The sequence below is a fragment of the Variovorax sp. P2_H12 genome (genome assembly GCF_056403395.1).
The window spans coordinates 37,456-64,236 of sequence record NZ_JBFUFO010000036.1 but is presented as its reverse complement, the minus strand read 5'-3'; the positions used below and the strand labels follow the sequence as shown (position 1 = coordinate 64,236).

Annotated in this window: 24 protein-coding genes and 1 pseudogene; 11 read left to right on the top strand and 14 right to left on the bottom strand. The window is 69.2% G+C overall.

Features of this window, described 5'->3' with window-relative positions; translation table 11 throughout:
* Positions 1-16: 16 nt before the first annotated feature.
* Complete coding sequence (locus AC1DYK_RS25900) at positions 17-436, top strand: DUF4189 domain-containing protein (protein ID WP_478168895.1); 420 nt, start codon at positions 17-19, stop codon at positions 434-436.
* Between the two features lie 106 nt (positions 437-542).
* Positions 543-908, top strand: a complete 366-nt coding sequence (locus tag AC1DYK_RS25895) for a copper-binding protein (protein WP_478168894.1) — start codon at positions 543-545, stop codon at positions 906-908.
* A 66-nt stretch (positions 909-974) separates the two neighbouring features.
* On the opposite strand, the gene AC1DYK_RS25890 is transcribed toward AC1DYK_RS25895, so the two are convergent.
* On the bottom strand, positions 975-1,550 hold the full coding sequence (locus AC1DYK_RS25890) for a DUF2889 domain-containing protein (protein WP_478168893.1): 576 nt from the start codon (positions 1,548-1,550) through the stop codon (positions 975-977).
* A 153-nt stretch (positions 1,551-1,703) separates the two neighbouring features.
* Between AC1DYK_RS25890 and AC1DYK_RS25885 the strand changes: the two genes are divergently transcribed.
* Positions 1,704-3,515, top strand: a complete 1,812-nt coding sequence (locus tag AC1DYK_RS25885; RefSeq protein WP_478168892.1) for an acyclic terpene utilization AtuA family protein — start codon at positions 1,704-1,706, stop codon at positions 3,513-3,515.
* A 166-nt stretch (positions 3,516-3,681) separates the two neighbouring features.
* Entirely contained in the window at positions 3,682-3,969 is a 288-nt protein-coding gene (locus tag AC1DYK_RS25880) for a hypothetical protein (RefSeq protein ID WP_478168891.1), read from the top strand.
* Positions 3,970-4,059: 90 nt separating this feature from the next.
* Here the strand turns inward: AC1DYK_RS25880 and AC1DYK_RS25875 are convergent, their stop codons facing one another.
* Positions 4,060-4,944, bottom strand: a complete 885-nt coding sequence (locus AC1DYK_RS25875; protein ID WP_478168890.1) for a LysR family transcriptional regulator — start codon at positions 4,942-4,944, stop codon at positions 4,060-4,062.
* A 126-nt stretch (positions 4,945-5,070) separates the two neighbouring features.
* On the opposite strand from AC1DYK_RS25875, the gene AC1DYK_RS25870 reads away from it, so the two are divergent.
* From AC1DYK_RS25870 to AC1DYK_RS25860, 3 genes are all read left to right on the top strand, one after another.
* Positions 5,071-6,048 (top strand): tripartite tricarboxylate transporter substrate binding protein, encoded by a 978-nt coding sequence (locus AC1DYK_RS25870; RefSeq protein ID WP_478168889.1) that lies wholly within the window; start codon positions 5,071-5,073, stop codon positions 6,046-6,048.
* A gap of 18 nt (positions 6,049-6,066) precedes the next feature.
* The gene (locus tag AC1DYK_RS25865; protein WP_478168888.1) at positions 6,067-7,242 is read left to right on the top strand and encodes a M20 aminoacylase family protein; all 1,176 of its coding nucleotides are present in this window, start codon (positions 6,067-6,069) and stop codon (positions 7,240-7,242) included.
* A gap of 256 nt (positions 7,243-7,498) precedes the next feature.
* A complete protein-coding gene (locus AC1DYK_RS25860) occupies positions 7,499-8,368 on the top strand; it encodes a hypothetical protein (RefSeq protein WP_478168887.1) in 870 nt (289 codons plus the stop codon).
* 51 nt (positions 8,369-8,419) lie between these two features.
* Here the strand turns inward: AC1DYK_RS25860 and AC1DYK_RS25855 are convergent, their stop codons facing one another.
* Positions 8,420-8,875 (bottom strand): hypothetical protein, encoded by a 456-nt coding sequence (locus AC1DYK_RS25855; protein WP_478168886.1) that lies wholly within the window; start codon positions 8,873-8,875, stop codon positions 8,420-8,422.
* Between the two features lie 421 nt (positions 8,876-9,296).
* On the opposite strand from AC1DYK_RS25855, the gene AC1DYK_RS25850 reads away from it, so the two are divergent.
* Positions 9,297-10,502 carry a choloylglycine hydrolase family protein gene (locus tag AC1DYK_RS25850; protein WP_478168885.1) on the top strand — a complete coding sequence of 402 codons (1,206 nt, stop codon included), beginning with the start codon at positions 9,297-9,299 and terminating at the stop codon, positions 10,500-10,502.
* A 31-nt stretch (positions 10,503-10,533) separates the two neighbouring features.
* On the top strand, positions 10,534-10,734 hold the full coding sequence (locus tag AC1DYK_RS25845; protein ID WP_478168884.1) for a hypothetical protein: 201 nt from the start codon (positions 10,534-10,536) through the stop codon (positions 10,732-10,734).
* Positions 10,735-10,745: 11 nt separating this feature from the next.
* On the opposite strand, the pseudogene AC1DYK_RS25840 reads toward AC1DYK_RS25845, so the two are convergent.
* From AC1DYK_RS25840 to AC1DYK_RS25820, 5 genes and pseudogenes are all read right to left on the bottom strand, one after another.
* Positions 10,746-11,048, bottom strand: a pseudogene (locus AC1DYK_RS25840) (response regulator transcription factor); the annotation flags it as partial.
* The gene (locus AC1DYK_RS25835) at positions 11,045-13,000 is read right to left on the bottom strand and encodes a sensor histidine kinase (RefSeq protein ID WP_478168883.1); all 1,956 of its coding nucleotides are present in this window, start codon (positions 12,998-13,000) and stop codon (positions 11,045-11,047) included. The pseudogene AC1DYK_RS25840 and the gene AC1DYK_RS25835, both read right to left, overlap by 4 nt.
* Before the next feature lie 190 nt (positions 13,001-13,190).
* Positions 13,191-14,531 (bottom strand): MFS transporter, encoded by a 1,341-nt coding sequence (locus AC1DYK_RS25830; protein ID WP_478168882.1) that lies wholly within the window; start codon positions 14,529-14,531, stop codon positions 13,191-13,193.
* A 32-nt stretch (positions 14,532-14,563) separates the two neighbouring features.
* Positions 14,564-15,673 carry a M14 family metallopeptidase gene (locus tag AC1DYK_RS25825; protein WP_478168881.1) on the bottom strand — a complete coding sequence of 370 codons (1,110 nt, stop codon included), beginning with the start codon at positions 15,671-15,673 and terminating at the stop codon, positions 14,564-14,566.
* Positions 15,674-15,702: 29 nt separating this feature from the next.
* Positions 15,703-16,503, bottom strand: a complete 801-nt coding sequence (locus AC1DYK_RS25820; RefSeq protein ID WP_478168880.1) for a gamma-glutamyl-gamma-aminobutyrate hydrolase family protein — start codon at positions 16,501-16,503, stop codon at positions 15,703-15,705.
* A gap of 100 nt (positions 16,504-16,603) precedes the next feature.
* Between AC1DYK_RS25820 and AC1DYK_RS25815 the strand changes: the two genes are divergently transcribed.
* Complete coding sequence (locus AC1DYK_RS25815; RefSeq protein WP_478168879.1) at positions 16,604-17,575, top strand: LysR family transcriptional regulator; 972 nt, start codon at positions 16,604-16,606, stop codon at positions 17,573-17,575.
* A 21-nt stretch (positions 17,576-17,596) separates the two neighbouring features.
* Entirely contained in the window at positions 17,597-18,253 is a 657-nt protein-coding gene (locus tag AC1DYK_RS25810) for a DUF2238 domain-containing protein (RefSeq protein ID WP_478168878.1), read from the top strand.
* Here the strand turns inward: AC1DYK_RS25810 and AC1DYK_RS25805 are convergent.
* The 6 genes from AC1DYK_RS25805 to flhB form a co-directional block, all read right to left on the bottom strand.
* Positions 18,223-19,335 carry a porin gene (locus tag AC1DYK_RS25805; RefSeq protein WP_478168877.1) on the bottom strand — a complete coding sequence of 371 codons (1,113 nt, stop codon included), beginning with the start codon at positions 19,333-19,335 and terminating at the stop codon, positions 18,223-18,225. The genes AC1DYK_RS25810 and AC1DYK_RS25805 overlap by 31 nt on opposite strands.
* A gap of 79 nt (positions 19,336-19,414) precedes the next feature.
* Entirely contained in the window at positions 19,415-20,149 is a 735-nt protein-coding gene (locus AC1DYK_RS25800; RefSeq protein WP_478168876.1) for an RNA polymerase sigma factor FliA, read from the bottom strand.
* A 42-nt stretch (positions 20,150-20,191) separates the two neighbouring features.
* The gene (locus AC1DYK_RS25795) at positions 20,192-21,064 is read right to left on the bottom strand and encodes a MinD/ParA family ATP-binding protein (RefSeq protein WP_478168875.1); all 873 of its coding nucleotides are present in this window, start codon (positions 21,062-21,064) and stop codon (positions 20,192-20,194) included.
* A 10-nt stretch (positions 21,065-21,074) separates the two neighbouring features.
* Complete coding sequence (flhF, locus tag AC1DYK_RS25790; RefSeq protein WP_478168874.1) at positions 21,075-23,537, bottom strand: flagellar biosynthesis protein FlhF; 2,463 nt, start codon at positions 23,535-23,537, stop codon at positions 21,075-21,077.
* Positions 23,534-25,627: a flagellar biosynthesis protein FlhA gene (gene flhA / locus AC1DYK_RS25785; protein ID WP_478168873.1), complete on the bottom strand. Its 2,094-nt coding sequence runs from the start codon at positions 25,625-25,627 to the stop codon at positions 23,534-23,536. Before flhA ends, flhF begins: the two co-directional genes overlap by 4 nt.
* The gene (gene flhB / locus AC1DYK_RS25780) at positions 25,624-26,763 is read right to left on the bottom strand and encodes a flagellar biosynthesis protein FlhB (RefSeq protein ID WP_478168872.1); all 1,140 of its coding nucleotides are present in this window, start codon (positions 26,761-26,763) and stop codon (positions 25,624-25,626) included. The genes flhA and flhB overlap by 4 nt, the downstream gene beginning before the upstream one ends.
* Positions 26,764-26,781: the final 18 nt, after the last annotated feature.

Here is a 26,781-nt window from a genome sequence, read left to right as displayed (position 1 = left end):
CTGCGGCCCTTCCGAAATGAGCTTTCAATCAGGCGCTGCCCGCATGTTCGGCGCGCTCACGCTGCTGCTGTGCTGCGGCCTGTCCGGCATCATGGTGGGACCGGCCCATGCCGACCCTGTCCAAGGCCCGAGCTGGGGAGCGATCGCGTCCAGGGACGGGTGGTACGGCTACTCGTTCAACCACCGTTCCCGCGGCGCCGCGGAAGCCGCGGCGCGCGCCCAATGCGATCGCGCGGCGGGACGTTCGGGCACCTGTGTCGTCCGCGGATCCTTCGATCGCTCCTGCGGCGCGCTCGCGACCGGCAACTATGGCGAATGGGGCACAGCCAGCGCCGCTTCGGCGGACGCTGCGGGCAAGGCGGCTGCCGGACAGTGCGACAGTCACCTGCCCACCCAGCCTTGCAAGGTGGTCGTCAGCGTCTGCTCGCCGCCCTGAGCGCCACCGGGCAAGCCTGGATTCAGGAAGCAGCGACCGAATAGCTGCCGCCGCTCGGGGCAGAATGCGGACGCTACCGTCACCACACAGCCCGAGGAGTGAATGCATGTCGACTGCACTGCGCAACATGGTCGTGGCCGGGATGAGCGCCATCGTGATGGGCGGCGCCATGGCCCAGGCCGAACGGCGCCCGGTGGAGCCCGCGAGCGCGGCGGAGCCGGTGTTCACGCGTGCGCGCGTCAGGTCATTCCTCGAGGAGCCCGGCGGCAAGTTCTACGTCCGCTTGAAGCTGCTGCCCAGGACCAAGATTCCGTTTTCGACGCAGACCTTCAGGGTGACGGACCGCGCGTTGCTGACTGGCATTCAGGAGGGCGCGTGGGTCAAGTTCACGTCCAGGCACATCGACGGCGAGAACACGGTGACATCGATCCAGGCCGTTGCGGAGTGCGTCCGCTTTCAGCAGTGCGACTGATGTTCCTGCTCTTTCGCATCGCCCGACCGTTGGAGCCCGCGGTCGCGGCGTCGGCGCACCTTGCGCTCAATCCGCGATGCTGGAGCCTTCCGGCACGTCGTCGGCTCCCGCCCGGTACCAGCGCGGGTAGAACGACGCCACCTGCGGCCCGTCGGACGCCAGCGCATGGCAGCCGTCGAGCTGGAAGGGCTTCTGCGTCTCGGACACCGCGAGGTCCGCGCCGACCAGCGTCTGGAGCACGCCGGTGCTCAGGGTGCGCAACAGCTCCGACATGTGGGTGCAGCCGCGCAGGCCGCCGAACAGGCGCACCGCGGCCCGGTTGAAGCCCGGGCCCACGCGCAGCCCGATCAGTGCCGCGTAGTCGGGGGCGATCGCGCCGCAGACCTCGTCGAACGGCGCCGCATCGGTGGCGGCCGCCACATCGACGATCAGTGCAGTGTCATCGACCGTGAGCCGCAGCCGCATCGAGTGGATCGGCGCGCCGCCGCGCCGCTCGCCACCGGGAAAACGGAAGTCGTGGTTTCGGATGTCCTCCAGATGGCCTTCGACGTCCCAGAGGCCGTCGGCACGGCGGAAGCCGCGGATCGTGATGGTGCGGCCGTGCACCTCGGTGCGTTCGGCGGAAGATGGTGGCAATGGCATGGCAGTAGCGTCAATGATGCCATCAGCGGGCCATCCGCATCTTGCGTGCAACGGCTGGGCCCCGACAGCGAGTTCGCGCAAGCCTTGCGCGGGGCGGATCGCTAATCTCCTTTCTCTCGTTGACATCCCGCCGATACAGAGGAGCGAACCGCCATGACCACCCCCCCGCCCGCGCAGAAAACCGTCCGCATCGGAGGCGCCTCGGGCTTCTGGGGCGACAGCATGGTGGCCGCTCCGCAGCTCGTGAAGCTCGGCCGGCTCGACTACCTGGTGTTCGATTTCCTGGCCGAGACCACGATGGCCATCCTGGCCTCGGCGCGCGCCAAGAAGCCGGAGATGGGCTACGCCACCGACTTCGTCGACATCGCGATGAAGCCGGTGCTGGCCGAGGTCAAGCGCCAGGGCATCAAGGTGGTGAGCAACGCCGGCGGCATCAATCCGCACGGCTGCGCCGCCGCGCTGCAGGCGCTGGCCCAGGCCGAAGGCGTGGCCCTGCGCATCGCCGTGGTCGAGGGCGACGATGTCAGCGCGCAGATGCCGGCGTTGCGCGACCAAGGCACGCGCGACATGTTCACCGGCGAGGCGCTGCCCGAGAAGGTGCTGAGCGCCAATGCCTACCTGGGGGCGCTGCCGATCGCCGCCGCGCTGGCGGCCGGCGCCGACGTGGTGATCACCGGGCGCTGCGTCGACAGCGCGGTCACGCTCGGGCCGCTGATGCACGCGTTCGGCTGGAAGCGCGACGACTACGATTTGCTGGCCTCGGGCAGCCTGGCGGGCCACATCATCGAGTGCGGCTGCCAGGCCACCGGCGGCCTGCACACCGACTGGGAAGAGATTCCCGACTGGGCCCACATGGGCTACCCGATCGTCGAATGCCATGCCGACGGCAGCTTCGTCGTCACCAAGCCCGAGGGCACCGGCGGCAAGGTGATCCGCGCCAACGTGGCCGAGCAGCTGCTCTACGAGATCGGCGATCCGGGCGCCTACCTCTTGCCCGACGTGGGCTGCGACTTCCGCGAGGTCGTGATCGAACAGGTCGGCCCCGACCGCGTGCGCGTGGGCCCGGCGCGCGGGCGGGCGCCCTCCCCGAGCTACAAGGTCTCGGCGACGCAACTCGACGGCTTCCGCTGCGCCGGCAGCATGGTCTTCATCGGCATCGACGCCGAGAAGAAGGCGGTGCGCACCGCCGAGGCGATCATCGAGCGCACCGGCGAGATCCTGCAGCAGATGGGCCTGCCGCCCTTCACCTCGACCTGCATCGAAGTGATCGGCTCCGAGTGGCTCTACGGCCCGCACGCGCGCACGCGACAGGTGCGCGAAGTGACGATGCGCGTGGTCGCCAACCATCCACAGAAGGCGGCGCTCGCGATGTTCGCGCGCGAGATCGCGCCCTCGGGGACCTCGTGGGCGCCCGGCACCACCAGCCCGGGTGGCGGCCGGCCCGCGGTGTCGCCGCTGATCAAGCCCTTCGCGTTCACGCTGGACAAGGCGAAGGTGCCGGTGGCCTTCGTGCTGGACGGCGAGCGCCATCCGGTCGAGATCCCGGTGAGCGCCGAGGGCGCGCCGGCGACGCCGACCGCCGAGCCGCCGGCCTTTGCCGGGGGCGACGGCGAGCAGGTCGAGGTCCGCCTGATCGATCTTGCCTGGGCGCGCAGCGGCGACAAGGGCAACCTGTCGAACATCGGCCTGATCGCGCGCCGCCCGGAATGGCTGCCGCTGCTGTGGGCGCGAGTGACGCCCGACTTCGTCGGCGACTACTTCGCGCACCTGGTGCACGGCCGGGTCGAGCGCTTCCACCTGCCCGGCACGGCGTCGATGAACCTGCTGCTGCACGACGCGCTCGACGGCGGCGGGCCGTCGTCGATGCGCATGGACCCGCTGGGCAAGGGCATGGCGCAGATGCTGCTCGATGCGACGGTGCGGGTGCCGCGCAGCGTGGCCGCGGCGGCGGGGTGGCGCGACTGACTGCGCCCCCGATCAGCGCGCGACATTTCTCACACTTCAGCCCGGTTTTGAGAACCGGGAAGGCGCCTGTCCGATCACTTTTCAGCCACGCTTAAGGATCGACGAAGAGACTGGTCTCAAGGCAAGGGAACAGTCCCGAGCCCGACCGGAAAAAGGATCCAACGCCATGAAGCCGTCCGCCGCCCCCGCGCCCCTCACGCCAGCGCAGATCAAGTTCGTGCTCGAGCTGCTCGAGATGCGCCAGTTGGCGCCGAAGGAGACCGCCGCGATGTTCAACCGGTCGACCCAGGTCGGCACCTTCTCCGAAGCCCAGCAAGAGGCCCTCGAGATCCTCTTCTCGCTCGAGGAAGACGAGATCCCCGACGCCCTCTTCGACTTCGCCGACGACGATGCCCGCGACATCGTTCGCGATGGGCTGGTGCACGAGGCGCGGCTCAGTTTCGTACGCGCCTGAGAACGGAACCGGCTTCGCCGGGCCGCCGGTATTGCCCCCTTTCAGGGGCTGAGGTCCGACCGCGAGCAGAAACCCCTGGGACAACGCCGTTCAGTCGTGCAGCAGGGCCTCCATCAGCTCGCGAACGATCGCCAGCCCGGGCGCGGGCGTGCGCCGGCGCAGGGTGACCAGGCCGAAGCGGGCGGTGCGTTCCATCGGCGGCTTCATCTTCAGCTCGACCAGGTCGGGCGCCGCCGCGCGGATCGCCAGCAGCACGGCGTCGCTGCGGCGCGCCACCTCGACCAGGCTCGCGACCTCTTCGCACTGCAGCGTCACGCACTGCGCCGGATGCGCCTCGGGCCCGTAGGTCTCGATCAGGCTGCGGGCCACCTCGTCGCTCAGCGGCGTCGAGGCGATCGGGTAGCGCTGCACGGCCGCGAAGCTCACGCCGCCGCGGCTGCGTGCCAGCGGATGGCCGCGCCGGCACATGAAGACGCCGCGCATCTCGCGCAGCATGCCGACTTCGAGATCGGCGCCGGGCGCCAGCGAGCGCGCATCGAGCACCAGCGCATCGAGCGTGCGCGCCCGCAAGGCCTGCGTGAGCATCTCCGTGCCGCCGCGCGCCACCGCCACGCGCACCTTCGGATGGTGGGTCGCCATGTGCATCAGCAGCGGCGTCATCAGCATGGCGCCCGGGCCGGAGCCCATGCCGATGCGGATGGCACCGCCCTGCCCCGCGCGCATCTGCCGGCCGCTGTCGCGCAGTTCGCCGGCCTCGAACACCAGCTGCCGCGCGCGCTCCACCACATCGCGGCCGAAGGGCGTCAGCTCGCTGCGGCGCCCGACCCGGTCGAACAGCGGCATGCCGAGCTCGTCCTCGAGCGCGCGGATGCTGCGGCTGAACGCCGGCTGCGTGATGCACATCGCCTGCGCCGACTTGCTGAAGGACCCGCTCTCGGCCAGCGCGATCAGGTGCCTGAGCTGAACCAGCGTCATGCGGGAGCCTCCGGAGATCCATGCATTGAAGTAATCATTTGGCGGACAACAATGCATTGGATGTTCTCACGCGGCGCTCCTACGATGCAAGCGCATCCCCGCCCACAGCCCATCGCCAGGAGCCCCATGAAGACCTTCTTCCAACGTTCGATCGCCGGCCTGCTGCTGCTGGCAGCCGGCGCCGCGTTCGCCCAGACCTACCCGAGCAAGCCCGTGAACCTGATGGTGCCGTACCCCGCCGGCGGCCCCTCGGATGCGGCGGCGCGCATCTTCACGGTGCCGCTGGGCAAGGAGCTCGGCCAGCAAGTGATCGTCGAGAACCTCGGCGGCGTCGCCGGCGCGCTGGCGGCGCAGAAGGTGCTGGCGGCGCCCGCCGACGGCTACTACCTGTTCCAGGGCTCGCCCAACGAGGTGATCCTCGCGCCGCTGGCCAACGCCGCGGTGAAGCTCAAGGCCGAGGATTTCCGGCTGGTCCATCCGGTGACCGATGCGGTGATGGTGGTGGTGGCCCGCAAGGAACTGCCCGCCAACAACGTCGACGAACTGATCGCGCTGGCGCGCAAGTCGGGCGACAAGCCGCTGACCTACGGCAGCGTGGGCATCGGCTCGCTCTACCACCTGATCCTGGAGGACGTTCAGCACCGCACCGGCATCCGGCTGCTCCACGCGCCGTACAAGGGCAACGCCCCGCTGCTGCAGGACATCGGCGGCGGCCAGGTCGACTTCGCGGTGCTGGTGTACAGCGCCGGCATGGGCGCGCTCGCGGACCAGGGGCGGCTGAAGGTGATCGGCCAGCTCGGCGCCCAGCGCTCGGAGCTGCTGAAGAACGTGCCGACCGTCAGCGAGGGCAAGGAGCTGAAGGACTTCTCCTACCAGATCTGGAGCGGCTTCATGGTGCCGAAGAACACGCCCGAAGACGTCGTGCAGCGCCTGCACAAGGCGATCGGCGCGACCTTGAAGGACCCCGGCGTGCGCTCGCAGCTGGCGGCCCAGACCCAGCTGGCGGCACCGCCGATGACGCTGGCCGAATCGGCGAAGTTCTACGAGAACGAGACGGCGCGCTATCGTGCGATCGCCAAGTCGATCAACCTGCAACCGCAATAGGAACAGGACAGGGACACCATGAGCGCACTCCTCGATCAACTGCACCGGCAGTCAGATGAATTCATCGGCCTCAGGCGCGACATCCACCACCACCCCGAACTCGCCTTCGACGAGCACCGCACCTCGGCCCTGGTGGCCGAGAAGCTGCAGGCCTGGGGCTACGAGGTCGAGCACGGCCTCGGCGGCACCGGCGTGGTGGGCCGGCTGGTGCGCGGCGATGGCCAGCGCCGGCTCGGCCTGCGCGCCGACATGGACGCGCTGCCGATCGACGAGGCCACCGGCCTGGACTACGCCAGCAGCAACGCCGGCGTGATGCACGCCTGCGGCCACGACGGCCACACGGCGATGCTGCTGGCGGCGGCACGCCACCTGGCCGAACGGGGCCGCTTCTCGGGCACGCTGAACCTGATCTTCCAGCCCGCCGAGGAAGGCGGCGGCGGCGCGGTCAGGATGATGGACGACGGGCTGTTCGAGAAGTACCCGTGCGACGCGATCTTCGCGATGCACAACATGCCCGGCATACCGCAGGGCCGCCTGGTGCTGCGCGAGGGCCCGACGATGGCCTCGTCCGACTACGCCACGGTCACCCTGACCGGCGTCGGCGGCCACGGCGCCATGCCGCACCGCGCCGCCGACCCGGTGGTGGCCGCGGCCAGCATCGTGATGGCGCTGCAGACCGTGGTGTCGCGCAACATCGACCCGCTGCAGATGGCGGTCGTGACGGTCGGCGCGCTGCATGCCGGCAAGGCCAACAACGTGATTCCGCAACAGGCGACGCTGGAGATCAGCCTTCGCGCGCTCGACCGCGAGGTCCGCGCCACGCTCGAGCGGCGCGTGAAGGCGCTGATCGCGGCGCAGGCCGAGAGCTTCGGCGTCACGGCACGCGTCGACTGGCGGCCGGGCTACGCGGTGCTGGTCAACACGCCCGACGAAACCGCCTTCGCGCGCGAGGTGGCGCTCGAACTGGTCGGCGCCGACCGCGTCACGCTGCAGGGGCCGGCAGTGCCGGGCAGCGAGGACTTCGCCTTCATGCTCGAGCGGCTGCCGGGCAGCTACCTGTTCATCGGCAACGGCGACGGCGACAGTGCCGGCGCCTGCATGGTGCACAACCCGGGCTACGACTTCAACGACGACAACGTGGCGATCGGCTCGGCCTACTGGGCGCTGCTGACGGAACGCTTCCTGCCCGCCTGAGGAACACGCGCCGGTACAATGGCGGACCTCCCCGGTCCCGCCCATGCCGCACATTTCGCACGCCCACAGCCGCCACCATGCCCCGCATGGCGCAGCGGCGCGCGCGTGCACGGCCTGCGGTTCGACCGCCCTGCTTTCCCACGCCGTGCGGGGAAAGCAGGAAGCCACCACTTCCTGATCTCCCCCGCACGGCCGCCTGCACTTCCTGCGCCGCGAAGGCTTCGCGGCGTTCACCTTTGCACGCCCGGGAAACGTCATGGAACTCACCAAGAATTTCGTCAAGGCCAAGCGCCCCTGCGCCGACGGCTACCGCTGGTTCATCCGCCACGGACAAGACAACACCGACTACCAGCATCTGCTCGATGCGCTGGTCGCGGACGGCCGCATCGACGACGCCTGCTGGCTGCTGACGCAGTTCGGCCCGACCGACGCCGTGCTGGCTCTCGACGCCCTCGAGGCCGACGCGATCGTCTTCGCCGGCTCGCTGCAGGTGCGCACCGGCATCGATGTCGGGGGCATCGTGTGCGCCGGCCGCATGATCCGCGCCGCTGGCGGCATCCGGGCCGGCGGCGCGATCGTTGCCGGCGAGGACCTCGAGTCCGGCGCCGGCATCTTCGGCGGCGCGGCGCTCGAAGCCGGCGGCCATATCAAGGCCGCCTGGGGTGTCGAGGCCGAAGGCGCAATCCGATGCGACGGCAACCTGCGCGCCGGCTGGGACCTGCGCGGGGCCGACGCGATCGAGATCGCGGGCAGCGCGTGGGTCGGCCAGGACCTGGTCGCGCAGGGCGCCCTGCGCTGCGGCAAGGGCATCCGGGCCGGCGGCGTCATCGACGGTCGCGAGACCGTGCGCGCCGGCCACGGCATCGAGGCGGGTGGCTCGATCGACTGCGGGCGCCACCTGGAAGCGGGCTGGGGCATCCGCTCGCGCGGCGCGATCGTCGCCGAAGGCGCGATCAAGGCCGGCGAGAGCCTGCATGCCGAGGAAGAGATTCGCGCCGGCGCCGGCTACGGGATCTTCGCCGGGCTGGACGTGCGGGTGGATGCCTGGGAAGCGAGCGCGAAAGTGTTCGCCGGTCGCCGGCCCGAGGGGCTCATGAGCGGGTGGTGGGAGGGATTGCCGGCGTAGGGCCTGATCACCCTATTTCAGGGGTCGCGAAGGCATGCCAGGACGGGCCAATCAAGGCGCGCGACGCCGCATGTGCGTTGGCACATGCAAGGAGCGCAACGCCGAGTGGCTCGTCCTGGCATGCCTTCCCTTCGGGTTGCCGCGCGCAGGCGCCTTGCATCCAGCCCCTTCGCACGGCAACGTGATCCCCGGAAATAGGGTGAACAGGCCCTGGTGCATCCGGTGCGGCTCAGTCCGCCTGTCAGGGCAGTGTGAATTTGTTGGTGAAGCCACCGGCACCACATAATCGTAGGCACCGCTGATGCCGTCCACGAAGCGGTCGGCCACCACGATGGTGGCGCCATTGCCCAGGATCTGCAGCGCGCGCACTTCGGCCTCCTCCGGCGACACGCCGGTGCTCACCACCCCCTTCAACGTGGCGGTGGACGAGGTCGGAAGAACCAGGGCCGTACTGGCCGAGTTCAGCGAGGTGACCGTATCGGCGACCACCGGCACATTGACCACCACCCCGGTGGCCCCGGCCCGGTGCCGCGACGACGAGGGTGTAGAAACCGGCCGGCACTGGCTGCAGCAGGAAGCGCCCGCCGCTGTCCGGAACGCTCGCCTTGATCACCACCCCGCTCTGCTGCAACGACACGAAGGTTGCGGGGCCTGTCAGGCCGGGACGGCCCGGTCGCGCGCGCCCTGCGGGATGTGAACGGCGTCGCCCGGCGCACGTCCAAGCCGATTCGATGCGGATCGACGGCGCGTCTGGCATCGCAAGCGCGGAGCAACTTCCTTCCGACTTCGCTCGAAGAAGCGGCCGAGCGACCCATCGAACAGTCCCACCTGAATCGCGAGGCGAAGGCGATCGGGGCCCGCGCCAACGGGCCGAGTGAAAGAAACTGACACTTTCTGAAGGGAACCGAGGTTGACGCGATCTGCCTGTTTGCTGAAAGTCGCTGCGCGATATTTTTTGCAGACTGGTCAAAGGAAAGGTCGATTTATGTTTTTTGAGTTTTCAGGTTCAAACGCCTCCTGGCGCAAGGCGACCCAAGGCATGACGGCGATGGCCGTCGCTGCCGCATGGGTCGTTCCCGACATTGCATCGGCCTGCACGAGCTTTCTCATCCGGACCACCGATGGCGGTGCCGTCTATGGCCGCACCATGGAGTTCGCGTTCCCGCTCCAGTCGAGCGCCATCGTGGTCCCTCGCCAATATGCGATGACTGCCGCGGGCCCCGAGGGCAAGGCGGGCATGGCCTGGAAAGCCAGATATGCGGCCGTGGGCGTCAATGCGCTCGGGATCACGACGATCATCGACGGCATGAACGAGAAGGGGCTCGCCGGCGGCGCCCTCTACTTTCCGGGTTTCGCCGGCTATGCCGATCCGGCCAAGGCCAATCCTGCGAAATCGCTTGCGCCCTGGGATTTCATCAGCTGGGCACTGACCAGCTTCGCGACCGTCGCCGAGGTCAAGGCGGCTCTTTCCGGCATCTCGATCATCGATGTCAAGCAGGCGAACCTCGGCATCACACCGCCGCTTCACTACACGCTGCATGACGCTTCCGGGGCGTCGATCGTGGTGGAACCGGTGGACGGCGTGCTGAAGGTCTACGACAACCGCCTTGGCGTCATGACCAACTCGCCGCCCTTCGATTGGCACATGACCAATCTCAGGAACTATGTGAAGCTGTCGGCCGCCAGCGCGCCCGACCTCAAGGTGGAGGGACAGACGATCACTCCCCTGGGCCAGGGATCGGGCATGCTCGGCATTCCGGGCGATCCGACCCCACCGTCGCGATTCGTGCGCGCGCTTGGCTATGCGCTTTCTGCCCAGCGCCAGCCCAGCGGCATCGAGAGCGTTCGGCTCACCGAACATATCCTGAACAACTTCGATATTCCGATCGGATGGATCAAGGAAGGAGCCGGACAAGACACGTCCAAGGCGCCGCTCGAGTACACGCAGTGGTCGACTGTCGCAGATCTCTCCCACAGGAAGTTCTACGTGAAGACCTATGAGGATCAGACGCTGCGCAGCATCGACCTGATGAGTTTCGACCTGAATGCCAAGACGCTGGCGACGGCTGCGTTCACATCGGCGACCGAACCCCTGGCGTTGAAATTCCAGAAGCCGGCAACGCCAGGGCACTGATCGCGAACTGGAAGCCGACGCCGCGCACCACGTGCAGGGGGAGCTGCATGCCCGCCTCGCCGGCCTTGCGGCGCAGCCGGCTGGCGATGACGTCAAGCCGCTTGAGATCGAAGTCCTGCCGATTTSCRCTGCCGCGGGCGTGTCCGGCGGCAGCGCCACGGCGCGCACGCGGCTGCCGAGCATCCGGATCGTCGCCACCAGCTCCTCGATGTGGATCGGCTTGACCATGTAGACGTCGGCGCCCTGATGCAGCGCGTCGACGCGGTCCCGCACCGCGCCGCGGGCGCTGGCCATGACGATGCCGAAGGGCCCCGAGGCGCGCAGTTGCGCGGCGATCGACAGGCCATCCTCGCCTTCGAGTCCGATATCGAGCACGGCGATGTCGCAGCGGGCCAGCGCGTGCGCCTTGTAGAAGGCCGGCGCGTCGGCCAGGCCCTGGACCTCGAAACCGGCGCGGGCCAGATGCAGCACCAATTCCTCGCGCAGGTCTTCATCGTCCTCCACCAGGTAGACGCGCAGCGGGAGAGTCGATTCGATGGTTTTCATGGCTGGGTTTGCAAAGGAATCCGGAAGCGGAACACCGAGCCCCGGGCATCGGAGCGCAGCAGCTCGACGGCGCCGCCGTGCCTGCGTGCGATCTCGTCGCACAGGAACAGTCCGAGCCCGGTGCCGCTCGCCTTGGCCGAGGTCGTCCCGCGGAAGAAGCGTTCGAAGATGCGCGGCTGGTCCTGGGCCCGGATGCCGCCGCCCTGGTCCTCGACGTCGATGCAGGCCTCGCCGCCGCGCAGGTGCAGCGCGATGCGAACCTCGCGCTCGGGCGGCGAGTATTTGATCGCGTTCTGAACCAGGTTGTGCAACGCGATGTCGAGCAGGGCCGGGTCGCCGCGCACCGGTGCCGCGCCGGCCTGCAGGTCCAGCCGCAGGCGCGCGCGCTCGGCCGGACCCAGCGGCTGGAGCAGGTCTTCGACCTGTGTGCGCAGGTCGAGCGGCTCGATGCGCAGCTTGAGCCGGTCGGCATGCAGGCGCTCCTCGGCCAGGCAGTTGTCGACCAGCATCGCCAGCCGGTGCACGGCGCGGCGGATCTTGGCGGCACGCGGCGACGCCTCGACGCCGGGCAGTCCGATCGACTGCGCGGCGGCATCGATCACCGCCAGCGGGGTGCGGAATTCATGCGACACCAGCGCGACGAACTGCCGCTGCTGGCCCAGCGCCCTTCTTTCGGATTCCAGCGCCACTTGCAGGCCGGCCTCCGCCTCGCGCCGGCGCACGACCTCCGCGGCCAGCTGCGCATTGCTCGTGCCCAGTTCGCGGGTGCGCTGCGCGATCCTGGCTTCCAGCTCGCGCTCGACCCGCAGCGCATCGTCGAGGGCACGGCGGCGCGCGTGGCGCAGTTCGAGTTCCGCGCGGCGCGTGCGGTCGGCCACGATGATCGCGAGCAGCAGCATGTAGAACAGGCGCGCGGCGGCCCAGGACACACCCAGCGTGACGTCGGCCCCCAGCGGCATCCACCCGAGCCACTGCAGCCGGCCGAGCATGCTCGAGAAGGTCAACGCCATCATCAGCGTCGCCGGCCAGGCGTATTGGCGTTGCCGCTTGACGAACAGCAGCCAGCCCGCGAGCCCGATGGCGGTGGCAAGCGACAGCAGTTCCAGCATCGCGGACCAGGGCTCGATCGCCGCCTGGTGGCCGGCCAGCGCGACCGCACCGGCCAGCAGGTTGAAGGCCGCATAGGCCTTCGCCGTGCGGGCCGCCCAGGGCGCATGCACCCGGTAGTCGAACAGGCGTGCGACGAACAGCGCGGTCGCCGCCTGCAGCAGGCACTGCAGGGCGCCGCGCAGGTTCAGGTCGCCCATCTGCTCGTCGATCGCCAGTGCGGGCACCGTCTGCCAGGCATGCAACAGCACCGCAGCGAACATCACGAAGGCGAAATGCAGGAACAGCGAGTCGCGCAGCCAGCGCCAGAACACGAGGTTGACCATCATGAGCGCGAAAGCCACGCCCATGCTGGCGTTCAGGTAGGTCGCCAACTGGCGCTGCTGGCGCTCGAAGCCGAGCGGCTGCCAGAGCGAGAAGCCGTCCGCGTGCGGCGTGTCGGCCAGGCGCAGGTAGTGGTAGTGCGCTTCGGAATCGGGCAGGTCCACGTTGAAGAACAGGTCCGTGCTGACGAAGCGCCAGTTGAGCGGGAATTGGCGCCCCTCCCGGGCCACGGGTTCGCCGCCTGGAACCCGGGGCGCGTAGAGCGCCACCTCGCCGGGCCGAAGCGCCCGCAGGCGCAGCCACCAGCGCGCCGGCGCGTCCGGCGTCCGCGACAACGAGAAACGCACCCAGCACGCGGTGCCGTCCGCGCATCGCAACGGCCCGGCGCCGGCCGGGGCGAAGGCCGCGTCATGCCGGCCCGCGAGCACGTCCTCGGCGTGCAATGTCGAACCCGCGTCGCGCAGGACTTCGATGCGCTCGTCGAGGCGCACCGCCTCGGCCAGGCCGTCGCTCGCCGTCACGGCCCAGGCCGGCACCGCCGCCGTGAGCCAGGTGAGGAGGGCCAGGATGAGGGGACCGAATCGCTGCAGGAAGCACGAGGAATCGAGATGGCGCGCGGGGATGGGAAGTTCTCCGACAGTCAGGAAGATCCACGATTCTCACATCTCGCTCACGCCCCGCCGTTGCGTCGTTCTCGGCAAGCCAGGCAGTTCAGCGGCTCACGTCGACGTGACGCGACTCCGGCAGCATCCATAGCGCGATCATGCTCACGGCGCTCATCGCAACGACGTACCAAGCCGGCGCCATCGGGTTCTGCGTGACGGCCAGCAGCCAGGTGACGACGAACTGCGTCGTGCCGCCGAACAACGAAGTGCCGATGGCATAGACGAGCGACAGGCCCGTGCTGCGCACCGCGATGGGAAGCAGTTCGGGGACCTGCACCAGCCCTGCCGTGCCGAACACGGCAGTGAGCGCCGCCAGAAGTGCGGACACGGTAAGCAGGGTCGCCGCGCCCGGGGCCCCCGTGAGCCACATGAACAACGGAACGATCGACAACATCAGCACCAGCCGCGGCAGCATGTTGACGATCCGGCGGCCGTAACGATCGCACATCAAGCCGCCAAGGAGCGCAAAGGCGAAGGTCGTCGCGCCGCCCACCAGCACGCTGCCTTGCGCCAGCGCTGCCGGCAGCTTGAGTACCTGCACGGCGTAGCTCACCATGTAGTTGCCGACTTGCGAGGCCACCGCTGTAGAGGCCGTTGCAAACACGCCCAGCCACAGAATGCGGCCGTGCTGGCGAAACACGGCGCCGACGATCGAGGCGCCACTGCGCTCGTCGGTGCCCTCGTGCGTTTCCGGCAGGCTGCGCCGGATGTAGATCGCAATGGGCACCAGCGCCAGGCTGAAAAGGAACGGAACGCGCCAACCCCAGCTGGCCAGCTGCTCCGGCGAAAGCAGCAGCGACAACGCGACGCCGAAGATGCCGCCCACCGTGACCGCCAGGCCCTGGCTGGCGATCTGCCAGCTCGAGTAGAAGGCCCGCTTGCCGGGTGGCGCCGCTTCGATCAGCAGCGAGGTGGCCGGACCCACCTCGCCGCCGAGCGCAAGCCCTTGCAGCAGGCGACAGAAGACGACGATGACGGGTGCGGCGATTCCGATGCTGGCGTAACTGGGCGTCGCCGCCAGGCCCAGGGTGCCCACTGTGATGAGGGTCACGGTCAGGATCATCGCGGGCTTGCGGCCCGCCTTGTCGGCGAAGGCGCCGATCAGCACGCCGCCGAGCGGCCGGGTAAAGAAGCCCACCCCGAAGATCGCCACCGCTGCCAGGAGGCTGCCGAATTCGCCACTGACCGGAAAGAAAGTCTTGCCGATGTAGACGGCGAAGTAGGCGTAGATGACGAAGTCGTAGAACTCCAGCGCGTTGCCGGCCACGGCCGCGGCGATCGCCTTGCGGCTGATGACCGGCCGGGCCGACGGCGCACTGTCGGCGGCTTGGATGGCGGTGGGAAATTCGCGCATGTTGTCGTTGCGCGCAAGTGTGGTCGCACTCATGAATGTCTCCGTGTATTGGATCTTGTGCAGGTTCAGGCGGCGAGCGCCGCCTGGGGTGTGTCTTCCTGCAGGCCGTGCACGGCCTGAAGGCAGGCTTGCGAGCCTTGCTGCCATACCGCGTGCATCCAATCGGGCGCGTCGGGGTAGAAGGCGTCCTTCATTTCCTGCTTGATGGCGGCGGCCAGTGCCGTGTCGCCGCTGCCGTGGCGATGCAGCCAGTGCTCCGCGCGCATGGCGGCGATGACGCGCTCCATCGGCTGGGTGCCGTATTCCAGGCAGATCCCGACGTGCTGGGCCTGCGGACATTCGTCCGTGAGAGCGCACTGGATCGGGCCGGTCAGCGGGATGCTGGTGGAGGTGCCGGTGGTGACCGAGGTCAGCTCGCCCCACCAGCGTTTGCCGCGCGCCAATACCGCCGGGTCGTCGTCCATGCTGGCGAATATGCGCTCGCCCACGCCATAGGGGCCGAGGCCGGTGTGGATGTCGACGGAGGCCAGCTCGCGCACTTGCGAGGCATAGCGACGCAGGATGCCGCGAAAGGTGTTGTTGCTCCACGCTGGCGCCAGGCCGCCATAGTGCAGCCCGTCGGCGTGGCTGTACTGGCCGAGCGACATCGCGCGCTGCAGGCCGCGAGCGCCGTGGCGTTCGCGGTAGTCGGCGATGCGGGCCTCGTTGTCAGGCAGCGGCGGCCATTGCGCGGGCAGCAGCAGGTCGTGGATCTCGCCATAGCCGGCATTGATCGGCAGCGGCCTGGAGAAGTCGACGAAGTTGCGGTTGAGGTCGATGTTCTCCTGCGTGGCGCGGCGCAGGTGCGAAAAGCCGTAGGGATTGACCGCGTGCACGTAGAGCAGCGACGTGTCGGACGGGAGCGCCGCACCTCCCAAGCGCAGCATGCCGGTCTGGATGGCCGAGCCGCAGAAGCCCTCCACCCCGTGGACGCCACTGATGACGATCAGCATCTTGGATGCGTCGGCCGGGCCGTCCAGAACGACGTCGGTGGCGAGGGTCTCACCTTGCGCGCCGGCCAGGGGCAGCACGTGGCTGTCCACGGCCAGGCCGCGCGCCTGCGTGGCCTGCAGGAACTTTTGGCGGGCCTGGACGTAGTGGGGGCTGAACAAGTCGATGACCTGGGCGTCGTTCATATCTCGATGTCTCCGGAGCAGGTGTGGGGTCAGGCGGTGGCCATGGCGCAGCGCCGCTGCTGCTGGCGCGCCCGGCAGGCTGCGCCGAAGGCGGCGAAGATGGCATGCGCCAGCGGGCTGTCGTCGATGCGCATCTCGGGGTGCCATTGCACCGCCAGGGTGAACTGGGTGGCGGACTCGATGGAGAAGGCCTCGACCAGGCCATCGGGCGCCCTGGCCTCGATGCGCAGACCCTGGCCCAGTCGCTCGACGCCCTGGTGGTGCAGCGAGTTGACGACGGCATGCGTTCCGCCCGCGAGCGCCGCCAGCCGGCCGCCCTCGACGATGTGCAACGCGTGGCTGTCGTCGTACCAGCGATCGACGGGCCGCTCGTGATCGCCTTCGCGGTGATCGAGCCGGCCGGGCAACTCGTGGACGGCCGGATGCAAGGTGCCGCCATAGATGACGTTGAGTTCCTGGAAGCCGCGACAAATCCCCAGCACCGGCACGCCGGCCTCGATGAGGCGCGGCAGCAGCGGCAGGATGGCGGCGTCGCGCTCGCGGTCCAGCAGCATGGGCGCATGCGGCTCTGGCACGCCGTAGCGCGCCGGGTCCACGTTCGAGGGGCTGCCGGTGAGGACGATGCCGTCGATCGAAGCGATGAGCGTGTCGGCATCCAGCGCTTCGCCGAGCGCCGGCAGCACCAGGGGCAGGGCCTGCGCCGCCTCGGCCACGGCCCGCACGTAGCCGTGGGTGGCGGCGTGCGAGGGATGGCCATGGCGCACGATGCGGTCGGAAGCGATGGCGACCACGGGTCGCAGGACTGGGGAATTGAGTGTGGGGGACTTCATCAGGGCGCGTTCTCCGGCTTTCGGATCGCAGTCTAGGAAGCCATTCGTTTTGCGTAAATCGCAATATAGTTTGATACTACTTGCAGAACTTGCAACTGAAATGAATACCCGGCAACTGCGGCATTTCCTGGCCGTCATGGACCTCGGCTCGCTGAGCGCGGCCGCCCAGAACGTGCATCTGAGCGTCCCGGCGCTGTCGCGCAGCCTGCAGGCGCTGGAGGACGAACTGCGCGTACCGCTGTTCGACCGGCAGGACCGCCGTCTGCGCCCGACCCCTTATGCGCAGGCCTATGTCGAGCGGGCGAGGCGTATCGTCTTCGACGAAAAGGAAGGCGCCCGCTCGCTGGCGCTCATGCGCGCGGGTGAGCTCGGGCCACTCTCGTTCGGCATGGGTTCTTCCATCGCGCTCGAACTGCTCGGACCCATGGTGTTGCGGCTGCTGGCCGATGCGCCCGGGCTGCACGTCAAGACGCTGGTGCAGAGCACCGACGTCCTCGCCGCGGCGCTGCGCCGGGAGGATCTGGATTTCTTCATCGGCGACGTGCGTGTGGCCGCACACGACCGCGACCTCATCGCCGAGCCTTTGTACTCCTGCACCTTCGGCTGGTTCGCCCGCAAGGAGCATCCCCTGGCCGGGCGCCGGCGCGTGACCATCGATCAGCTCGCCGAGTACCCGCTGATCCTGGCGGGTTACGCCGACGAAGCCGTGGTGCGCCGCATGGCGGATCTCTACGGCTTCACGACGCCGCTGCAGGCGCACTTCGCGGCCAGCACCAATGACGTCGCAACCGTCCACACGCTCATCACCGCCAGCGACGCCATTGCGCCATCGACCGACATCGCGGTGCTCTCGGCCGTGCGAGCCGGCACCGTGGGCCGGCTCGATGTGACGCCAGCCCCGGACCCCGAACTCACGCTGGGAATCGTCGAGCGGGCCGGCCGCACGCGCGTGCCGGCGGCCGAGCGCGCGTTCGCCCTGGTGCGGTCCTACTTTGCCTCGGTGGCGCAAGAAGTCGCGCTGCACCTGCCGTCAAGGAAGACCGCGCGACGTGCGAGGCGCGATCAGCCCTGAACCATGACTGAGACCCCACCCATGCCCACCCACCGCACCCCCGCCCTGCTCCTGGCCTCGGCCGCGCTCATCGCCCTGCTCGTCCTCTCGGGCCTGCATCCGCACGACCGCGCGACCTGGTGGATGGAAGTGGCGCCGGTGCTGGTCGCGCTGCCGCTCTTGTGGGCCACCTACGGCCGCTTCCCGCTCACCACCCTGCTCTACGCGCTGATCTTCGTGCACTGCTGCGTGCTGATGCTCGGCGGCGCCTACAGCTATGCGCGGGTGCCGCTCGGCTTCTGGCTGCAGGACCTGATGCATCTGGGCCGCAATCCCTACGACAAGATCGGCCATTTCATGCAGGGCTTCGTGCCGGCGCTGATCGCGCGCGAGATCCTGATTCGAGGCCAGCATGTGCGGGGCCGCAGGATGCTGGCCTTCGTGGTGGTCTGCATCGTGTTGGCCATCAGCGCGAGCTACGAGCTGATCGAATGGGCCGCCGCGCTCGCGATGGGCCAGGGTGCCGACGAATTCCTCGGCACTCAGGGCGATCCGTGGGACACGCAGTCGGACATGTTCATGGCGCTGGTCGGCGCCGTGGCGGCCCTGCTTGTGCTGTCGCGCCTGCACGACCGGCAGATCGCCGCACTGATGCGGGCCCCCGCCGATCAGAAACTGTGGCGCAGCCCCAAGTCGTAGCCGTTCGCGCTGCGGTTGGGTTCGGTGACGGCGCCGTTCAGTCCCACCGCCGAGCCGCCGCTGTTGTTGACGTGCGAGTAGGTGGCGTAGGCCACCGTGCGCTTCGAGAAGCTGTACACGTAGCCCAGCGACAGCTTCATCGCCGCCGGGTCGCCCTCGGCGTCGGTGCCGTAGCGCGACCACGCAAACTTGATCTGGTTGCCGCCGACCGGCACGATCATGCCGAGGACATAGCCCGTGGCCGTGACCGGCACGAAGCTGTCGACCTTGTCGCGGTAGTAGCCGGCCGAGACCTCGACGAGCTTGAAATCGTAGGTCGCGCCGACATTGGCCACGGTGATGTTGCCATTGGTCGGCGTGCGCAGGTAGTCGGTGCGGCCCTTCGCGACGGCGATCGAGAACGGACCCGCCCCCCAGCCGATGCGGCCGCTGTAGCCGGTGCCATCGTCCGAGGTCGGCAAGTGCGAGTCGTTGTCGCCCATGAAGTACTGCACCTCGCCGAAGAAGCCGCCCAGGCCCGGAGGCAGGTAGTAGCCGACCATGTTCGAGACCCGCGTGGAGGTCGGGCCGGCGATCGATCCGACCTGCGGCTGGATGGTGCCGACGCCGTTGTTGTCGAACGGGTCGACGTCGGTGCGGTTGCGGTAGTGCGCCGCGAAGTCGCGGCCCAACCGCAGCTCGCCCCAGAGGTCGATCAGGCTGACCGTGGCGCGGCGGTTGAAAAGCAAGGCGTCGGCCGATGTGGCGCCGCTCGGCTGGTTGTTGGTGTTGCCGGCGACCCCGGTGCCGGTATCGATGGCGACGCCGGATTCGAGCCAGAAGCCCGCCCCCAGGCCGCCACCCAGGTCCTCGATGCCGCGGACACCGATCCGCGAGGCCGAATTGCCGCTGCTGTACAGAGAGCTGCGGTGCGAGATGCTGCCGCTGCCGTAGCCGAGCACCGCATCGGCGACGCCGAACAGCGTGACGCTGCTGCCGGTGACCGGGCCCTGCCCGGTGCTCGACTGCGCGCTGGCGAGGCCCGCGACGCAGAACGCGCCCAGCGCGAGGGTCGCCGACCTGGCCAACGTGACTCTTCTCATCTCGTGCTCTCCTGTGCGTGTTGCGCCGCCGCTCCGCGCGAGATGATAGACGAGGCCGAAGCGAGGGCCGCGCCCGGCCCTACAGCAGGTCCTTCAGGCGCGCCCGCAGCCGGCTGATCGCCTGGCTGTGCAGCTGGCAGACCCGGCTCTGGCTCACTTCGAGAATGGCGCCGATCTCGCGCAGGTTCAGCTCTTCCTCGTAGTAGAGGTTCAGCAGCAGCTGGTCGCGCTCCGGCAACGCCGTGATCGCGTCGATCAGCTGATGGCGCAGGCCGCTCTCGAGCAGCTGCGCCAGCGGGTCGTCGTTTGCGCCCTGCCCCTTGCGCGCCTCCTGCGCATGCAGGTCGAGAAAGGGGTTCTCCGATTCGCCCTTCGCGAAATCCTCGACGTAGACCAGTTGGCAGCCCTGGATCTCCTGCAGCAGCGACTGGTAGGCCTCCAGGTCGATCTTGAGCTCCTTCGCGATCTCGCCCTCGGTGGGGGAGCGGCCGAGCCGGTGCTCGAGCGCGTGGATCGCCTTCTCGACCCCACGCGCCGACTGGCGCAGGCCGCGCGAGCCCCAGTCGCTGGCGCGCAGCTCGTCGAGCATCGCGCCGCGGATGCGCTGGCTGACGAAGGTCTCGAACTGCGCGCCCTTGTTGTCCTGGTAGCGGCTCGATGCGTCCAGCAGGCCCAGCATGCCGGCCTGGATCAGGTCGTCGAGCTCGACGCTCGCGGGCAGCTTGGCGATCATCTGCAGCGCGATGCGGCGCACCAGCGGCTGATGCTGCTCCAGCAGGTGGGACTTCTCAATGGTGCCCTGTGCGGTGTACACGTCCGGTCCTTTGTTGCATGTGCGTTGTTCGGTTCATCGTGCTCAGGCCACGGCCGCGCTCTGCGCCGGCGTCGCCCTCACCCATGGCGGGTCGACGCGCGGGCCCTGCGGCGGGACCGCGACCGCCCGCCCGCCGGGCGCAGCGGGCCGCCAGGGCCAGCCGCCCATGTCGACCGCGATGCGGCGGAAGTCCACCGCCGCCGGGCTGGCCGGAAAGGCCTCCACCACGGTCTGCCGCAGCCGCCGCGCGTCCGCCAGGTGCGGATCGGCCCGCACCCAGCCGGCCGCCTCCAGCGATACCGCGAGGTAGCGGCTGCCGGTGTTGGCCAGATTGGTGGTGATCCGCTGCGCCTCTTCGGCGCCGGCGACGCCATCGACGAGGAAGCGCAGCTGCTTTAACCCATGCGCGTAGTGCAGGCGCTTGATGCCCGCGTAGGCCGAGGTGATGGATGCGGCGCTCGGCTGCAGCACCAGCAGCAGTTCGTCGGCCAGCCGGGCCAATGCCGACAGCCGGCCCTCGGCGTCGATCTGCGCTGCGACCAGCACCACGCCGCCGCGGCACAACAGGCGCGGGTCGATCTCCGCGTGCCGATCGCCGAGCGGCGCCGGCAGCACGCCGACGCCGCAGTCGGCACGCGCGACTGCGCCCTCGCAGGCCAGCCGGCGGTCGGCCACGTCGGCCAGGTCGCCGAGCGGATCGATGGCCCAGGCGGCGCAGATCGCCGCCGCCGTGCCGCCGTACTCGTCGAGCACCAGCACGTCCTTGCCCTGGTGGACCAGGGCCGCGCCGAGGTTCATGGTGGCCGCGGCGGCGCACTCGCCGGGCCCCATGCCCGCGACGGCGATGACGCGCGTGGGCGTGTGCGCCAGCAGGCGCCGCAACCCGTCTGCCTGATCTGCAACCAGCTTGGTCATGTCTTGCTCCTCAACCGTGCTGCGCGAGCGCCCTGGGCTGCTGCGTCGGCGCGGTGGACTCGGTGCCGAGCGCCTCGAGCAGCATGAAGAGCTTGCCGACGCCGACATACAGCGCATTGCCCGACAGCGGCCGGCTCGATCGCGCCGGCCGCCCGGTGAGCTGGTTCAGCAGCATGCGGGTGCGGTCGGCCCATTCGCCCTTTGCATGCAGAAGGCGCCAGACCGTGGTCGTCACCTGGCCGGCGATCAGCAGGCGCTTCATCATGTCCGGGTCGCCCAGCTCGCCCATGCCGCCCACCAGCTGCACGCCCTGCCGGATGAGGCGGAAACAGGGGTCGGCGTCGGCCGCCCAGGCCTGCCATTGGGCCAGCTGGCGCGCCGGCACCTCGCCGCCGATGTTCGATAGCAAGTAGCCCTGGGCCAGGATCTTCTGGCCGCGTTCGTCCAGCACGCGCGTGACCACGCAGCGCAGCACCGGCAGCGCATCCTTGTCGACGGCCGCCGTCGGGCCCAGGCGAAGCAGCACCTCGGCATGGGCCTCGCACTGCAGCGCGGGCTTGCCGCGGAACACGACCGCCCGCGCTTCGCCAAATTCGACACGCAGCCGCGCCAGCGTGCTCGACGCCTCGGAGACGGGGTCGATCACTGCGGTCGAGCCCGGCGCGCGCGCCAGCCATCGCTGTGCCTGGCCTTGCCATTCGGCCATCGATTCGACGCCCGGCAACCGGGGCAGCACGTGCACCAGCGTGCGGCCGAGGGACTGCTGGCGCAGCCACTGGACCTGCCGCAGCCCCGGCTTGCGCCTGGCGTCGGGGCCGCCGCGCACCGCCGCGGTCGACAGCCACTGGTTGGGTGCCGCGAGCGGCAGGCCGCTGCGATCGGACAGCAGCAGGCTGCTCTGGCATTCGTAGGCGTCGCCACCTTCGTTCGAGCGCAGACCGACTTGGCCCGACAGGGCCAGCACATGGGTGTCGCAGCCGGCCACGACCTCGCTGCGCGCCTGCACCAGCAGGTCGTCCAGCACCGACTTGTGGCCGATCGCCTCGTCGCCCGCGTTGCGCCACAGGCGGCGCGCGCTCTCGAAGCCGATCTGCGCCCCGGCCAGCGCGCCGGCGGCGGTCGCGAGCTCCTGGGCGTCGTGCGCCATGGCTCGGATCAGGTTCTGGTACTGCAGCCGCAGCCGGTCGGCCTCGGCCTGCGCCTGCACGACCAGGGCCTGTGGCGCCGCGCCCGCGGGCTCATCCTGCATGTCGGCCTCGGCCGGCACGAACAGCGGGTTGTGGCGGCGCGGCTGGAACACGCTGTCGACCAGTTGCGAGCGGTCGGCGAGCATCAGGTTCTCCGGCACCTTCTGGCCGCTCGAGATGTAGTGCACCGGCAGCCGGTGGCGGATCACGGTGTCGATCAGCGCGCCCGGATGCGTGGCCTCGTCGACCTTGGTGAAGATGCAGCCCGCCAGGTCGTTGCCGCCGCCGCCGTTGCGATAGGCGTGCACGACTTCGTTGAGCGTGTCGCCGTGGCTGGTCGCGTTGAGCAGCAGCAGCCGCTTGACCGGACGGTGGCTGTTGCACAGCATCGCGATCTGGTCCGACACCGAGCGGTCGCGCTGGCTCATGCCGACCGTGTCGATCAGCACCATGTGCTTGTCGCGCAGGTCCTGCAGCACCAGGTGCAGGTCGGCCGCATCCTTGACCGCGAACACCGGCACGTCGAGGATCTGGCCGTAGATGCGCAACTGCTCGTAGGCGCCGATCCGGTAGCTGTCGGTGGTCACCAGCGCCAGCTTGTCGGCGCCGAAGCGCATCACGCAGCGCGCCGCCAGCTTGGCGGTGGTGGTGGTCTTGCCGACGCCGGTCGGGCCCATCAGCGCGTAGACGCCGCCTTGCGCGAGCAGCGCGTCCTCGTCCTCGTACACCGGCACCGCGCGGATCAGCTCGGCCCGCGCGAAGGCCATGCCCTGCGCATAGGTCTGGCCGATCGGCAGTTTCTCCAGCATGGCCTTCGACAGGCGGGCGCTGAAGCCGGCGCCGAGCAGGGTGCGCAGCAGGCGGCCGCGCACCGGGTCCTGGCGCTGGCGGTCGTTCCACACCACGCTGGCGAGCTGCTCCTCGAGCATGCCGCGCATCGAGTGGAGTTCGTTCAGGACGACGTCGGTCGGGGCCGCGGGTGCCGCGACCGCCGGCATCGGGGCCGGGGCCGGCATTGCGACAGGCGTCGGCATCGCCGGCACGGCCGGGGCCAGTGCAGCAACCGGCGCCGGCGCCTTGGCGGCCACCAGCGGCGCGGCGCTCGCCACCGCCTGCGTCACGTCGCCCTCGGCCATGGCGACGATCTCGACGCCCTCGGGAATCACGCGATGGTTCAGCACGATGGCTTCGGCGCCGAGCGCCTCGCGCACGAGCCGCAGGGCCTCGCGGCTGGTGGCGGCGACGAATTTGCGGGCCGTGGCCCGCACGTCTGTAGAAATGCTCAAACTCTTCCTCCGATGGTGGCGGTGATCTTGATGTTGCGAGAGTCAGGGATCTCCGCGTGGGAGAGCACCTTCAACTGGGGCAGGCTGCGGCGCAGGAAGCGCGAGAGCAGCACGCGCAGCGCGTGCTGCACGACCAGCACCGGCGCCAGGCCCATCTGCTCCTGCCGCACGATGGCGGCCTGGGTCTGGCGAAGCAGGTTGTCGGCCAGGCCGGGCTCGATGCCGCTGCTGCTGGTCATGGCCTGCTGCAGCACGCTGTCGAGCGAGCCGTCCAGGCCGATCACCTGCAGTTCGGTATCGCCGGGGAAAAGCTGTTGCGTGATCGCGCGGCCGAGCGCCAGCCGGACCAGCGTCGTCAGCTCGGTCGCGTCCTTCACGGTCGGCGCATGCTCGGCCATGACGTCGAGGATGGTGCGCATGTCGCGGATCGGCACTTCTTCCTCGAGCAGGTTCTGCAGCACCTTGTGCAGCGTGCTCAGCGTGATGACCTTCGGCACCAGGTCCTCGGTCAGCTTCGGCGCGGTCTTGGCGATCTGGTCCAGCAGCTGCTGCACTTCCTGGCGGCCCAGCAGCTCGGCGGCATGGGTCTGGATCAGGTGATTCAGGTGGGTGGCCATCACGGTGCAGGCGTCGACCACGGTGTAGCCGTGGATCTGCGCCTGCTGGCGCAGGTTGCCGTCGATCCACACCGCCGGCAGGCCGAAGGCCGGGTCCTGCGTCAGCGTGCCGGGCAGGCTGCCCGTGACCTGGCCCGGGTTGATCGCCATCCACTGGTTCGGAAAGGCCTCGCCGCGTCCGATCTCGACGCCCTTCAGGCTGATCACGTAGGTGTTCGGCTTGATCTCGAGGTTGTCGCGGATGTGCACCACCGGGACCAGGAAGCCGATCTCCTGCGCGATCTTCTTGCGGATGCTCTTGATGCGGCCCAGCAGTTCGCCCTGCTGCGACTGGTCCACCAGCGGGATCAGCCGGTAGCCGACCTCCATGCCGAGCGGATCGACCAGCGAGATGTCGTCCCAGCTGGCCTCGGCGGTCTCGGCCGCCGGGGGCAGCGCGGCCTGCGCGGCGGCCGCTTGCGCCGCCTCCTGCTTCGGCTTGCGCTTGAGAAGCCCGTGACCCAGCCAGGCCAGGCCGCCCGCGATCAGCAGGAAGGCCAGGTTCGGCATGCCCGGGATCATGCCCATCAGGCCGATGATCGCGGCCGTCAGGAACAGAACCTGCGGGTTGGAGAACAGCTGGCCCGTGAGCTGGCTGCCGACGTCCTCGTCGGTGGTCACGCGCGAGACGATCACGCCGGCCGCGGTCGAGATCACGAGCGCCGGGATCTGTGCCACCAGGCCGTCGCCGATCGCCAGCAGCGTGTAGGTCTTGCCGGCGGTCGAAAAGTCCAGTCCGTGCTGCACCACCCCGACCACCAGGCCGCCGATGATGTTGATGACCATGATCAAGAGGCCCGCCACGGCGTCGCCGCGCACGAACTTGCTGGCACCGTCCATCGAGCCGTAGAAGTCGGCCTCCTGCGCGACTTCGGTGCGGCGCTTGCGGGCGACGTCCTCGCCGATCAGGCCGGCGTTGAGGTCGGCGTCGATCGCCATCTGCTTGCCGGGCATGGCGTCGAGCATGAAGCGCGCGCCGACCTCGGCGATGCGGCCCGCGCCCTTGGTGATCACCATGAAGTTGATCAGCACCAGGATGATGAACACCATCACGCCGACCGCGAAGTTGCCGCCGACCAGGAAGTGGCCGAAGGCCTCGATCACCTTGCCCGCCGCATCGGGCCCGGTGTGGCCGTGCAGCAGCACCACGCGGGTGGAGGCCACGTTGAGCGACAGCCGCAGCAGGGTGGAGAACAGCAGCACCGCGGGGAAGGCGGCGAAGTCCAGCGCCTTCATGGTGTACATGCTGACCAGCAGCACCATCACCGACAGCGCGATGTTGAAGGTGAACAGCAGGTCGAGCAGGAAGGGCGGCAGCGGCAGCACCATCATGCTCAGGATCATGATGATGAGGATCGGGCCGGCCAGTCCCTTGAACTGGCTGCCGGAGAAGAACTGCGTCGGCAGACGCATCAGGTTGGTCATGGCGTTCATGTCGGCACCGTGTATTGGAGTTCTTCGGGAACAGCGACGTCGGTCGGCGTGCGCGGCGCCTCGCCGCCTTCGGTCTTCCAGCGCTTGAGCTGGTAGACCCAGGCCAGCACCTCGGCCACCGCGGTGTAGAGGCCCGCGGGAATCTCGTCGCCGAGGCGCGTGTGCTTGTAGAGCGCCCGCGTGAGCGGCGGCGCCTCGAGGATCGCGACCTTGTTGGCGACCGCGATCTCGCGGATGCGCTGCGCGATCAGGTCGGTGCCCTTGGCCACCACGCGCGGCGCGCGCATGTCGCCGTCGACGTACTTGAGCGCGACCGCGAAGTGCGTCGGGTTGGTGACCACGATGTCGGCCTTGGGCACTTCGGACATCATCCGGCGCTTGGCGATGGCCTGTTGCTGGCGGCGGATCTGCGCCTTGATGTGCGGATCGCCTTCGCTTTCCTTGTGCTCCTGGCGCACGTCCTCGCGCGACATGCGCAGCTTCTTGTAGTAGGTCCAGAGCTGCCAGGGCACGTCGACCAGCGCCACCAGCAGCAGCGCGGAGGCGATCAGGGCGCAGCTGCGCGCCACCAGCATGATGGCGTGCGGGAAGGCGGTCGATTCGGGCTGGCCCAGCAGCGCCATGGCCGCCTCGAGCTCGTCCATGATCACCAGGTAGGCGACGCCGCCGATCAGGAGCGACTTGGCCAGCGCCTTGAAGAGTTCGGCCAGCGACTGGGACGAGAACATGCGCCCGATGCCGGCCAGCGGGTCGAGCTTGCCGAAATTGGGCGAGACCGCCTTGCCCGACAGCAGCCAGCCGCCGAGCATCATCGGCGCCACCACGGCGGCCACCACCATCATCGCGAACAGGGGTGCGAGCGCCATCAGGGTCTGCATGCCCATCCAGGCGGTGCGCGCCAGCATCTGCGTGGGTTCGTAGGCGATGCCGCGCTCGAACTGCAGGCCGCGGCGCATGGCGGCGCTCAGGGTGCCGCCGAGCGACTCGGCGGTGAACCAGAGGCCGCCGATGGCGGTCGCCAGCATCACCAGCGTGGTCAGCTCGCGGGAGCGGGCCACATTGCCTTCTTCGCGCGCCTTTTCGAGGCGCCGCTCGGAGGCCGGTTCCGTTTTTTCGAGATCGCTTTCCTCAGCCATTCATGCTCCTGGAGCAGC

Bases quoted from the DNA above. Each gene is read 5' to 3' on its own strand.
- AC1DYK_RS25870 (WP_478168889.1), top strand. From the start codon at position 5,071: ATGAAGACCTTCTTCCAACGTTCGATCGCCGGCCTGCTGCTGCTGGCA.
- AC1DYK_RS25830 (WP_478168882.1), bottom strand. From the start codon at position 14,531: ATGAGTGCGACCACACTTGCGCGCAACGACAACATGCGCGAATTTCCC.
- AC1DYK_RS25875 (WP_478168890.1), bottom strand. From the start codon at position 4,944: ATGACGCTGGTTCAGCTCAGGCACCTGATCGCGCTGGCCGAGAGCGGG.
- AC1DYK_RS25805 (WP_478168877.1), bottom strand. From the start codon at position 19,335: ATGAGAAGAGTCACGTTGGCCAGGTCGGCGACCCTCGCGCTGGGCGCG.
- AC1DYK_RS25810 (WP_478168878.1), top strand. From the start codon at position 17,597: ATGCCCACCCACCGCACCCCCGCCCTGCTCCTGGCCTCGGCCGCGCTC.
- AC1DYK_RS25795 (WP_478168875.1), bottom strand. From the start codon at position 21,064: ATGACCAAGCTGGTTGCAGATCAGGCAGACGGGTTGCGGCGCCTGCTG.
- AC1DYK_RS25895 (WP_478168894.1), top strand. From the start codon at position 543: ATGTCGACTGCACTGCGCAACATGGTCGTGGCCGGGATGAGCGCCATC.
- AC1DYK_RS25890 (WP_478168893.1), bottom strand. From the start codon at position 1,550: ATGCCATTGCCACCATCTTCCGCCGAACGCACCGAGGTGCACGGCCGC.
- AC1DYK_RS25900 (WP_478168895.1), top strand. From the start codon at position 17: ATGAGCTTTCAATCAGGCGCTGCCCGCATGTTCGGCGCGCTCACGCTG.
- AC1DYK_RS25880 (WP_478168891.1), top strand. From the start codon at position 3,682: ATGAAGCCGTCCGCCGCCCCCGCGCCCCTCACGCCAGCGCAGATCAAG.
- AC1DYK_RS25825 (WP_478168881.1), bottom strand. From the start codon at position 15,673: ATGAACGACGCCCAGGTCATCGACTTGTTCAGCCCCCACTACGTCCAG.
- AC1DYK_RS25860 (WP_478168887.1), top strand. From the start codon at position 7,499: ATGGAACTCACCAAGAATTTCGTCAAGGCCAAGCGCCCCTGCGCCGAC.
- AC1DYK_RS25820 (WP_478168880.1), bottom strand. From the start codon at position 16,503: ATGAAGTCCCCCACACTCAATTCCCCAGTCCTGCGACCCGTGGTCGCC.
- AC1DYK_RS25865 (WP_478168888.1), top strand. From the start codon at position 6,067: ATGAGCGCACTCCTCGATCAACTGCACCGGCAGTCAGATGAATTCATC.
- flhB (WP_478168872.1), bottom strand. From the start codon at position 26,763: ATGGCTGAGGAAAGCGATCTCGAAAAAACGGAACCGGCCTCCGAGCGG.
- AC1DYK_RS25815 (WP_478168879.1), top strand. From the start codon at position 16,604: ATGAATACCCGGCAACTGCGGCATTTCCTGGCCGTCATGGACCTCGGC.
- AC1DYK_RS25885 (WP_478168892.1), top strand. From the start codon at position 1,704: ATGACCACCCCCCCGCCCGCGCAGAAAACCGTCCGCATCGGAGGCGCC.
- flhA (WP_478168873.1), bottom strand. From the start codon at position 25,627: ATGAACGCCATGACCAACCTGATGCGTCTGCCGACGCAGTTCTTCTCC.